The sequence below is a fragment of the Streptococcus sp. 27098_8_74 genome (assembly GCF_041431705.1).
GTDB classification, from domain to species: domain Bacteria; phylum Bacillota; class Bacilli; order Lactobacillales; family Streptococcaceae; genus Streptococcus; species Streptococcus salivarius_E.
The window spans coordinates 1-8,946 of the sequence record NZ_JAPVYF010000045.1; the positions used below are offsets into that span (position 1 = coordinate 1).

Sequence of the window (8,946 nt, forward strand, 5' to 3'; positions counted from 1 at the left end):
TACTTATATAGGACTTAGCTATGGGCTACGTTTTGTTACCGTTCTATTTGATATGGTACTAAAACATAGTCTTAATATCAGACGAATCAGAGACAGTTTTGTTACTGTTCTATTTGACATGGTACTAAAACTTAGAGGAAGGTTGACCTTTAAAGTACATGGTTTTGTTACAGTTCTATTTGACATGGTACTAAAACATAAACTGTATATCATGCACCTTTTAGGTGTTTTTTTATTTTACGGTAAGTCACTTTTATTCTTAGGTTGCTATTTTTTCATGTGTTTGCTATACTAAAGACATAAATTGTTTAATTTATATCTTTTTTTCGCCACACCTCAAATGGTGAACCTTTGGTCACGTGACTAAAGAGAAGAGGAAGCATGGAGGAGGAGATGTCATTACTGGTTCTGTCCCAGCAATAGGCATACCATGTTTTATATGGGTTAAAAGGGAGCGTACTCGCTTTTAGCTATCAGTTAAGCCATCAGACAGAAGAAGGGGCTTAACGCTTATAACAGGTACGAGATAATTGCCTTTCCTTACTTTGAAAGGCTACAACAAACGTTATTAGCAACTAAGCATAACGGAGAAGTTTATCCTATGGTTTGCCATAGGCACGCGCAACCTTGTTTTTGAGACAAGGCTTGCCGGCTTCTTTGTTATGCTTTTTTTGTTTTGAGTTTGGGTAGACAGACAAAAAAGGAAGGCGACATCTCGATGATTAGAGGTGAGGAACAGGTGTTCCCAACTCTAACTTGTCGGCATACGGAGGAGGGCTACGAACAGGTGTTCGGGACTTTCCAAGGTCACTTTACAACAACAACTATTTTTAAGGAGAAAGACATGAAAAATTATTTCAAAACCAGCTCTACTTATAGAGCTGCAAGAAAACAACAGAAAACCGCATATCGTAAAACATTTTACGATGAAATGAATTATATCATCAGTCCTAGTGAGTGGGCTGATGGTGTCATCAGCGGTTTCATAGATCCGAAGACCTCTTGGTCTAATGATCATGTTAAAGGAAAACTTGAGAGAGTTACCCCACGTAGTCATTGGACTAAGAGGGGGTATAAGGAATACCTTGGTAAATCAAGGTATGTTTCTCAGCAAGAGCCTGAAGCGGAAATTGTCGAGATGATGGATCTCGAGTTAGTTTTTTAAAGGAGAAAGACAATGAGAAAATCAATGACGAAAAAAATGAGAATGGTTGATACCTATTCTCCAAAACACTTCAGAACAAGCTCTACTTACAGAGCAGCACGAAAAAAACAGAAAACGGCAACAAGAAAGTCGTTCTTTGATGCAGAGGGCATGATGGTCTCTGCTTCAGAATGGGCTACTTTAGTTCTTTCTGGGGAGGTAAATCCTAAAAATTCATGGTCTAATGATCATGTTAAGGGGTATATCGATTATTTATCCCCACGTAGCCATTTCACCAAGAAAGGCTACAAAGAATTTTGTGGAAAAAGCCATAAGTTTTCTGATGGATTAGATGAAGGGGAAATCGTATTCCTCGACATAGAAGTCGTAGCAGAGGATTAAGAAAGGAGAAAAACATATGCTAAATAAGGTAATTCTAACAGGCCGTCTTGTAGCCGATGCTGAGCTTCGCTACACACCGTCGAACAAGGCGGTAGCAACGGCTCGAATCGCTTGCCCTCGTGATTTCAAAAATCAAAATGGGGAGCGAGAAAGCGACTTTTTCCCTCTAGTTATTTGGGGTAAATATGCGGAGAGTTTCTCAAACTGGATCAAGAAAGGATATCTTGTGACAGTTGAGGGACGTTTGCAAACTCGTTCTTATGAAAACCAACAAGGTCAGCGAGTATATGTGACCGAGGTTAATGTGTCAAACTTTGACAACTTACAGCCTCGTGACCATAGCAACAGCACTTCTTCGCAAAGTCCAGATTTTGGACCTGCAGAAGGGAGCTTTCCTGGTGGCGGAGAACCGTTAGATGCTTCTATGTTTGAAAATATTCCTTTCTAGAAATGGTCTAAGGCCTTAGGAAGAAAGTAGAGAGTTCAGTGATACTGAGCTCTTTTTGTTTTTAAAGGAGAAAAAATGACAGTAGAGTTACTTCCTCCATTGACAGTGGATAATTACTACCAAGATAGGTATTATATGTCCACTTCTCGTTTTAAGGAGTACATCAAATGTCCCTTAAGACAACAAGTTGTTGACTTGTTTTTTTGGCCTGAGAAGGCGGAGACAGAAAGCCTACTTGTTGGTAATTATGTCCATTCTTATTTTGAGACTAGAGAAGCTCATGAAGCTTTTTTGGAGAGGAATCAAGATAAAATCATTAGTCAACGAGGGAAAACCGCTGGCCAGGTAAAAGCCTCTTTCAAACAAGCAGATAAGATGATTGCTGCTTTAGAAAAAGAGGAGCTATTTAATCGTTTGTATCATGGTACAGATGATGAAATGGTGGAGAAAGAACGGATTATCACTGGTACGTTAGAAGGGATTCCCTTCAAGTGCAAAATTGATAGTCTGAATCTTTCAGGCGGTTATTTCATAGACCTGAAAACGATGGAGAGTCTTCAGTCGGAAAAATATTCGACGACACTTCATCGTTATACGAAGTCTCTTCTCTATAACATTGTAGAATATCAGTATACGCTACAAATGTACGTATATCAGGAGTTGCTGAAGCAAACCTACGGTTATGAGTTTACACCTTATATTATGGCGGTTTCAAAAGAACCTGTTCCAGATAAGGAGTTAATTCTGATTGATGATACTATCATTGAAATGGGGAGAGACATCTTCTATGGGCATCTTGAAGTACTTAAAGATGCTTTAGCACATAAGTCTGTCGAAGGATGCGGTCACTGTGATTACTGTTTAACGAATAAGTCGTTAACAACAGCAAAAACAGTGGCAGAATTTTTACAACAATAAACAGGAACACAGTGGTTTAAAAAAGCCACTTTTTAACATTTAAGGAGAAAAACAATGACTGAAACTATGTTGAACACAACCAATGAAAAAAATTTAGTAGCCGAGCTTATTGAAGCTAAAGTAGCTTTAGCTAAGGCGGAAATGCAGTTAGAATGGCAAAAGGCTGAACAAGCTAAAGACCATTCTAAACCGGAGCCAGAGGTTATGGCTCCACTATATGAAGCTTTGGCCAAGGCTCAAGCTGAGTTTAGTACTGTAACGGCAACAAGTAGAGTTACGTTTAAGAACGTTGACTTTAAGTTCGCACCGTTATCCGATATCCTAGCGGCTGTACGTCCAGCACTCAATAAGTATGGTCTAACTTTGACTCAGCAAACCAAACATATCCCGTTTGGGAATGCTAACGGTGTCAAAGTCGTGACGACACTACTTCATGAAAGTGGTGTTTCTTACGACATTGAGTCGGTTCCGGTATTCTATAATGTCAATGACATAAAGAATCTAGGAGCTCAAGTAACCTATTTGCGACGCTACGAGGTGAAAACCTTGCTGGGTATTGAGGCTGATAGCGAGGAATTAGATATGGACAATGTGCCATATCATTCGCAATCAGCTCAACAGACTGGTAATTATGATAATAACCATAATTATCAATCAAATGCCCAAGCGAGAACATCTCGTAAGCCAACAGGTGCCCGCTATGGAAAGACTACTCAGTCAGCGTCGCTCACTACTTCTTTGAGTAGTAGTGAACAGACATCACTTAGTGAGGTTACATCAGCTAACAAAGTTGCAAGTGATAGTGTATCACGAGCAACTAGTGAAGCTGAGTCATCTTCACAAACGAGTGAAACAGCTACTCAGCCAAAAGGGACAAAAGCAAATGCTTGTAACGATGAACAACTGATTCAAATGGTTGCTCGTGGTGAAGAAGCTGCATTGTCTCTTGGAGCAACAGAAAGCCAGTTGCTTGAGTGGTCTCAGATCGGAGAAAGTCAAGGGTTGACTGTTCAACTCAAAGCTTTGTCTGATTTTGTTTCTAAACAACGTCAGCAGGCACAACAACAATAGTAATAAAGTGGTCAAAAGACCCCTTTTTATATTAAGGAGAAAAAACAATGGAAACTATTTTACAACTTTTCAACACGAATTTAACGTACGTTGAACAACAACAAGTTTGGTACACCTTCTTTAAACAAACACTCCCAGAGTGGCTGTTTATCGGATTTGTAGCCATACTTTGCTACGTTATCTTGTGTAACTTACTTCGAAATAAATTAATTTTTAAGTTGGTTGTAGCAATAATATTTCTGATCCCAATTCTCTTTGTAGAAGGGATTCAGCATCTATTTCGTAGTTGAGAAAGGAGGAGAAAAAAATGATAAAGATCATTTGTTATAAAGAGGGAGCAAGAAAACCCAAGGCTCATACAAAGCCTATGGGTGTTATAAATAGTCTGCTTATTAATCTCGGCTATCGCACTAGCATTAGCTATGCGACTCTTGAAGACCTTGAAAAGCTTGAACTTATAGGGATTAACACCATGAGTGAAAAGCAAGAGGGCGAAAGAGTATGGCTAATCGTGTATGATGACGAACGTCCATGTAAGTCTTATACTAATGAGGACGTAAATTATTACAAAGAGTTCGAGGACTATTTTGCTCCCCGTGAAAAGCGTCGTGCAATTTGTCGAGCCTTAATTATGAAGGCGAATGCTATTGCATGATATTAACAACAAGAAAAGAAAAAATGGTCCTAGGGCCATTTTTTTGAGGAGAAAAACAATGACAAAAACTGAAAAAGCCAAGTGGTTAAAAGAGCACTATAAAAGCTACTCACTGAAGTGGTATCTTGAAGATGATGCCAGACTGAATGCGATTTTTAGAAAAGTCTATAATCGCTACATGGCTGACCTCAATGCACGCGCTTCGAAAGCCCAATTGTCTCATATTGAGGACCTGGGCAAACGTATGCGAGAGGTATACGAAGAAGTCTACGGTACTAAGTTTGATAGCGATTGTCGCTTAGACCGTGCAGAAACAAATAGAAAAGTGCAAGCTATCCGCTCTATGTGGGTAGTAGCACCAGCCTAGGAGGAGGTAGTTATGGATAGAATCAGTATCCTACTAGAAACACTACCTCGAGAAAGTACCATTTCTATTTTATATGAGAGTAGTGTTGCTGTTGTAGTTGCAAGGGATAAACAAGAACGTTTACTTTTTAAAGTAACTACAACCGCAGCAGTCGCTATGCAGCTGCAGGCTGAATGGCTTGTGGTTTAACACGTAAAGGAGAAAAAATATGACAAAAATTACTAGGAGAAAAGTAAGGCATCCTAGGGACTTTGGTGATAGAGAGCTATTCAAAAGGGCTTTGAATCACTGGATCCCTTCAGAAAAGGTTGATACCTTGTATTCTGAATTGCAAGGAGATTCTAAGAAGGTATTTAAGAAGGTCTGTGAGTTAAGTATCGAGGAATTGAAAAATTATGGATTAACTCAGAGAGATGCCATTGCCTTTCTTTCAATGCTTGAACTTTTCAAACGTTCAGAAGGTGAGGAAGAAAAGCCAACTTGTGTTACTGGGACTGGATATTTTGCTCAAAGTATCCAAAAAGCCTATGGACATAAGAAACAAGAGCACCTTGTAGTGTGGTACTTGGATGTGCATTGTAACGTTATCGAGGAGCGAGTAGTTTTCATCGGTAGCGTTCATCGTAGTATGGCGTGTCCAAGAGAGATTTTTCACTATGCAGTGAAGAATTTAGCTCGCTACGTGCTGGTAGCTCACAACCATCCCTCTGGAAGTGTATATCCTTCAAGTAACGATATTAATGTTACTGAGGCCCTTGAGGATGCTGCAAAGCTCTTTGAGATGGAGGTCTTAGACCATGTTATCGTAACGAAGGATAAATACTATTCTTTCAGAGATAGTGGAAGAATGCGTTGTTTCTAGGAGAGGAGAAAAAAATGGGGAATATTTCTGTTGCCTTTGGCAAGGTTACTATTTCCGCACCAACATATTCAGATATTGAGGTGCTTGTGGCTACTCATAGAGTAATCAATGAAAAAGCTTGGAACCCTACGACTATAGAAGGTTCTCCAAGTGAAGCGGATTGTATCACAACTGAAGAAGGACTTGTCTCAGTGACACTTCCTTTTACAGCTTGTGGGAACTGGAATATTCGAGAGAATATCGATAGCTTTTTGACTAACATCTTAAAGCAAGATAGTACTCTTAGTGATATCCCAATGTCTGCTACATTTGATTATGTAGATGCAGAGTCTGGTGTGAACTTTATTTATAAAGCAACCGTTATGACTTGCAATGTCCCAGGTAAAGGGGTATCCACTGAACTCTTAACTGATGAAGACCTTGGAGATTATTCCGAGTCTTATCTGAAAGAGTTAGAGGGAGTCTATGATCAAGAGCTAGCTCTAGCAACAAGTATCACAGGAAAGGTGTTATAATGAGTATGAAAGACATATTGGAGAGGAAGATGGCAATGAGAGAAACATTCTTTTGGGACTTCAGTCAAGAAGATATCCCGACGCTATCTGATTTGACTTCAGAGGGCTTTGAATTTGATTGGACGGCCATAAGTTCTCCCAATGCAATTACCAGTGGTTTTGTAATTCAAGGTGAGGTTTCTGGAATGATTGAGTTCACTCCTGAGCCTACTGATTATTACAATTTTATCCATAAGCTGGAGGTGCGAATGGATAAGAGAAACCAAGGGATTGCAGGTGTCTTGCTTGCTTATGTAGCACAAGACGCTTTCAATCGTGGCTTTGAGGGGTTTATGATGCTGATTTCAAAGACAGCTCTTCGAGACTTTTATGTTAGTCGGTACGGGGGCAGTCGTATTGGAAACACTAACCGAGTGATTTTTAATACAGCAGCATCTCAGGGACTCATTGACCGCTTTTTGAAGGGAGGAGTAGACTAACCATGAGAATTGTACAGCAGTTCAAAAACGATTGGAGGTCGTTAGGCTTACCGGAAAAACCATACAAGACACCAGAGGAGATTGAAATGATCAAGAATGGTAATCTTGTCTGGGCTGCGCGTGTTGAGCAAAATTTGGGGCGTAAGTTAACCCCACGTGAACTCGATGAGATGCAGTGGTAGTGGTGAGCCACAAAAACATTACATAGTACGTTATACATCGTATATCGTACATAGAAGAGAAAGAGGAAGGTAGTAGCCCTAGGCTACACCTTCCTCTTTTTCTATGGAGGAGAAAAACAATGACAAAATTATTGGCTTCAACTAAATGCTTAGAAAAAAAAGTTCATCAAGGAATGACCTTGCGTCAATTTTTGAATGAGACTGGGAATAGCCATCTTTTTATCAAGAAGGATGGAATGGTTGCTATCAATACCTTGTTAGTACAAAGTGGGTTAATGCCTATTTCTTGTGAAGAGGCGTTGGTAGCAATGGAAGACTTAAAGATGACTAGTTTAAGGTCACAATTTGGGTTTTTCATTAAACCAACCCAATATAAACGTCAAAATCCAGACGTTTTAGTACGTCTGGGAAACAATCGTAAGGTTGTGTTCCATCGCTATTACTTTGATAATGGCTACATGGCTAACCTAGTTTATCAGGTAGAAGATGATCAGATTGAGTTCTGCCAATCTTCTGTCTTTAAGAGCTGGGATAATGGTGAGCATCATATTACTTATGATACGCCAGTAACAGAAGATGTTGAAGACATCAACACGCGCAAGGAGTTGCTTTCTTTCTTACGTCGTGTTGAGGAGCTTCCTTCTGTTAAGTAGAGAAGTTATGAAAAGCTAGTTATTAACTAATAAGGAGAAAAACAATGACTAAAAAAATCTATGTATACAAAAATAAAAAAGCACAAGAGGTCTTTGCAGATCTTTTTGCCAAAGGCCTTCTTGAAGGCGTTACAACATTCCCTCGGATTGATAACGTTCAATCCTATTCATTCTTGGAACTCTCTTGTCTTTATCTCAAGAGAATTCTGGAAATGAAGCAACGTAGGGTTCAAACCCTATTCGTTGAGGGAAAACCCGAACCAGCACTTGCTTCAGCATTGTTACAAGCACGTGCTATGGGGTTGAATGTTGTCATTAAATTGAAGACAACTGAGAGCAATAGGGAGACTCAAGAAGAGCTCAAAGAGCTTGGTCTTGACAATGTTGTAATGGCGTAAGAAGGAGAAAAACAATGAAAGGAATCACTCAAGGACTTTACTACATTGAAAAGGTTCAACAATATAATAGTAATATTGTTGGCTTTCCGTCAGACCTAATCAATGACCGAATTGCGTCGATTATTGATAGCAAAAAGGTGGATATGCAACAAAGTTTGCGACTTCTACCAGTTAAGAACGTGGTTTTGAATCGAGAGGGAGTATCTAACCTTCCTCCGATTGAGATTCCATTTGAATCTTCACTTTATTATGAAGTTGAAGAAATCAATCCTGGGCTATCGAAGTTAATAATTACCACAGAGCATGCAGAAGCCTTTCAAGAAGCTGATATACGCATGTTGGAAACTCGCTTAACTATGTTACAGCGAGCGAAAGAATGTGGAAATTTTACGACAAGTAATTTTCCAAGTCGTTTTCCAGAGGAAGTAAGAGACGATTTAAGTCAGTTAGATCTTCTAGCTTGGGGAACAAAAGATATGCCAACATATCTTTTCTGTCTGATGGAATCAGCATTAGATAGTTATCGAGGATTTTATTCCTTGAGAGACCTAATGGAGGATGCTAACAGTACTCTTCAGCAAGGCCATAGTCAAGCTGTTTACTGGCTCTATAGTGGAGTCAAAGGTCAGTACGAATATTAAATAAAGGAGAAAAAATGACTAAACATAGTTATACAGCAACATTTAAACGTAAAGACGAAACAGTCTTTACAAAAAGCTTTCTTGCTTCAGATTTGTTTGAAGCTGATGAACAAGCCTTGGAGTATGCCACTAAGCGAGATATTCTCTATCTTGACTTAGGGCCTGCGGAATAGAAAGAAGAATGGCACTTAAAGTTTTTTAAACTTTAAGT

General features: G+C 39.3%; 16 protein-coding genes. All 16 read left to right on the forward strand.

The annotated features are described in order from the left end of the window. Nucleotides 1–844: 844 nt before the first annotated feature. The 16 genes from O3670_RS10560 (at nucleotide 845) to O3670_RS10635 (ending at nucleotide 8,908) form a co-directional block, all read left to right on the forward strand. Entirely contained in the window at nucleotides 845–1,165 is a 321-nt protein-coding gene (locus O3670_RS10560; protein WP_343092770.1) for a hypothetical protein, read from the forward strand. Between the two features lie 12 nt (nucleotides 1,166–1,177). After that, nucleotides 1,178–1,546: a hypothetical protein gene (locus tag O3670_RS10565; protein ID WP_156247160.1), complete on the forward strand. Its 369-nt coding sequence runs from the start codon at nucleotides 1,178–1,180 to the stop codon at nucleotides 1,544–1,546. A gap of 16 nt (nucleotides 1,547–1,562) precedes the next feature. Beyond that, on the forward strand, nucleotides 1,563–1,994 hold the full coding sequence (locus O3670_RS10570; protein ID WP_371596134.1) for a single-stranded DNA-binding protein: 432 nt from the start codon (nucleotides 1,563–1,565) through the stop codon (nucleotides 1,992–1,994). A gap of 75 nt (nucleotides 1,995–2,069) precedes the next feature. Then, nucleotides 2,070–2,912 carry an LCABL_13060 family 5'-3'-exonuclease gene (locus O3670_RS10575; protein WP_371596135.1) on the forward strand — a complete coding sequence of 281 codons (843 nt, stop codon included), beginning with the start codon at nucleotides 2,070–2,072 and terminating at the stop codon, nucleotides 2,910–2,912. Nucleotides 2,913–2,966: 54 nt separating this feature from the next. Next, complete coding sequence (locus tag O3670_RS10580) at nucleotides 2,967–3,983, forward strand: ERF family protein (RefSeq protein WP_371596136.1); 1,017 nt, start codon at nucleotides 2,967–2,969, stop codon at nucleotides 3,981–3,983. A gap of 367 nt (nucleotides 3,984–4,350) precedes the next feature. After that, the gene (locus tag O3670_RS10585; protein WP_371596137.1) at nucleotides 4,351–4,638 is read left to right on the forward strand and encodes a hypothetical protein; all 288 of its coding nucleotides are present in this window, start codon (nucleotides 4,351–4,353) and stop codon (nucleotides 4,636–4,638) included. 58 nt (nucleotides 4,639–4,696) lie between these two features. Continuing rightward, nucleotides 4,697–5,005 carry a hypothetical protein gene (locus O3670_RS10590; protein WP_371596138.1) on the forward strand — a complete coding sequence of 103 codons (309 nt, stop codon included), beginning with the start codon at nucleotides 4,697–4,699 and terminating at the stop codon, nucleotides 5,003–5,005. A 12-nt stretch (nucleotides 5,006–5,017) separates the two neighbouring features. Beyond that, nucleotides 5,018–5,194: a hypothetical protein gene (locus tag O3670_RS10595; protein WP_371596139.1), complete on the forward strand. Its 177-nt coding sequence runs from the start codon at nucleotides 5,018–5,020 to the stop codon at nucleotides 5,192–5,194. Between the two features lie 19 nt (nucleotides 5,195–5,213). After that, on the forward strand, nucleotides 5,214–5,867 hold the full coding sequence (locus tag O3670_RS10600) for a JAB domain-containing protein (protein WP_371596140.1): 654 nt from the start codon (nucleotides 5,214–5,216) through the stop codon (nucleotides 5,865–5,867). Nucleotides 5,868–5,881: 14 nt separating this feature from the next. Beyond that, nucleotides 5,882–6,382 (forward strand): hypothetical protein, encoded by a 501-nt coding sequence (locus O3670_RS10605; protein WP_371596141.1) that lies wholly within the window; start codon nucleotides 5,882–5,884, stop codon nucleotides 6,380–6,382. A 29-nt stretch (nucleotides 6,383–6,411) separates the two neighbouring features. Beyond that, the gene (locus O3670_RS10610) at nucleotides 6,412–6,861 is read left to right on the forward strand and encodes a GNAT family N-acetyltransferase (RefSeq protein ID WP_260847818.1); all 450 of its coding nucleotides are present in this window, start codon (nucleotides 6,412–6,414) and stop codon (nucleotides 6,859–6,861) included. Nucleotides 6,862–6,863: 2 nt separating this feature from the next. Next, entirely contained in the window at nucleotides 6,864–7,043 is a 180-nt protein-coding gene (locus tag O3670_RS10615) for a hypothetical protein (protein WP_270617610.1), read from the forward strand. 119 nt (nucleotides 7,044–7,162) lie between these two features. Continuing rightward, nucleotides 7,163–7,696, forward strand: coding sequence for a hypothetical protein (locus O3670_RS10620; protein ID WP_371596142.1), 534 nt, complete (start codon nucleotides 7,163–7,165; stop codon nucleotides 7,694–7,696). Between the two features lie 44 nt (nucleotides 7,697–7,740). After that, nucleotides 7,741–8,094 carry a hypothetical protein gene (locus tag O3670_RS10625; protein WP_195520091.1) on the forward strand — a complete coding sequence of 118 codons (354 nt, stop codon included), beginning with the start codon at nucleotides 7,741–7,743 and terminating at the stop codon, nucleotides 8,092–8,094. Between the two features lie 14 nt (nucleotides 8,095–8,108). Next, the gene (locus tag O3670_RS10630) at nucleotides 8,109–8,735 is read left to right on the forward strand and encodes a hypothetical protein (RefSeq protein ID WP_371596143.1); all 627 of its coding nucleotides are present in this window, start codon (nucleotides 8,109–8,111) and stop codon (nucleotides 8,733–8,735) included. A gap of 14 nt (nucleotides 8,736–8,749) precedes the next feature. Next, nucleotides 8,750–8,908, forward strand: a complete 159-nt coding sequence (locus tag O3670_RS10635; protein ID WP_371596144.1) for a hypothetical protein — start codon at nucleotides 8,750–8,752, stop codon at nucleotides 8,906–8,908. Nucleotides 8,909–8,946 lie beyond the last annotated feature (38 nt).

Excerpts from the sequence above, each read along its gene's own strand:
- O3670_RS10590 (WP_371596138.1), top strand. The coding sequence starts at position 4,697 with ATGACAAAAACTGAAAAAGCCAAGTGGTTAAAAGAGCACTATAAAAGC.
- O3670_RS10615 (WP_270617610.1), top strand. The coding sequence starts at position 6,864 with ATGAGAATTGTACAGCAGTTCAAAAACGATTGGAGGTCGTTAGGCTTA.
- O3670_RS10600 (WP_371596140.1), top strand. The coding sequence starts at position 5,214 with ATGACAAAAATTACTAGGAGAAAAGTAAGGCATCCTAGGGACTTTGGT.
- O3670_RS10560 (WP_343092770.1), top strand. The coding sequence starts at position 845 with ATGAAAAATTATTTCAAAACCAGCTCTACTTATAGAGCTGCAAGAAAA.
- O3670_RS10585 (WP_371596137.1), top strand. The coding sequence starts at position 4,351 with ATGGGTGTTATAAATAGTCTGCTTATTAATCTCGGCTATCGCACTAGC.
- O3670_RS10605 (WP_371596141.1), top strand. The coding sequence starts at position 5,882 with ATGGGGAATATTTCTGTTGCCTTTGGCAAGGTTACTATTTCCGCACCA.
- O3670_RS10595 (WP_371596139.1), top strand. The coding sequence starts at position 5,018 with ATGGATAGAATCAGTATCCTACTAGAAACACTACCTCGAGAAAGTACC.
- O3670_RS10575 (WP_371596135.1), top strand. The coding sequence starts at position 2,070 with ATGACAGTAGAGTTACTTCCTCCATTGACAGTGGATAATTACTACCAA.
- O3670_RS10570 (WP_371596134.1), top strand. The coding sequence starts at position 1,563 with ATGCTAAATAAGGTAATTCTAACAGGCCGTCTTGTAGCCGATGCTGAG.
- O3670_RS10565 (WP_156247160.1), top strand. The coding sequence starts at position 1,178 with ATGAGAAAATCAATGACGAAAAAAATGAGAATGGTTGATACCTATTCT.
- O3670_RS10580 (WP_371596136.1), top strand. The coding sequence starts at position 2,967 with ATGACTGAAACTATGTTGAACACAACCAATGAAAAAAATTTAGTAGCC.
- O3670_RS10610 (WP_260847818.1), top strand. The coding sequence starts at position 6,412 with ATGGCAATGAGAGAAACATTCTTTTGGGACTTCAGTCAAGAAGATATC.
- O3670_RS10620 (WP_371596142.1), top strand. The coding sequence starts at position 7,163 with ATGACAAAATTATTGGCTTCAACTAAATGCTTAGAAAAAAAAGTTCAT.
- O3670_RS10635 (WP_371596144.1), top strand. The coding sequence starts at position 8,750 with ATGACTAAACATAGTTATACAGCAACATTTAAACGTAAAGACGAAACA.
- O3670_RS10630 (WP_371596143.1), top strand. The coding sequence starts at position 8,109 with ATGAAAGGAATCACTCAAGGACTTTACTACATTGAAAAGGTTCAACAA.
- O3670_RS10625 (WP_195520091.1), top strand. The coding sequence starts at position 7,741 with ATGACTAAAAAAATCTATGTATACAAAAATAAAAAAGCACAAGAGGTC.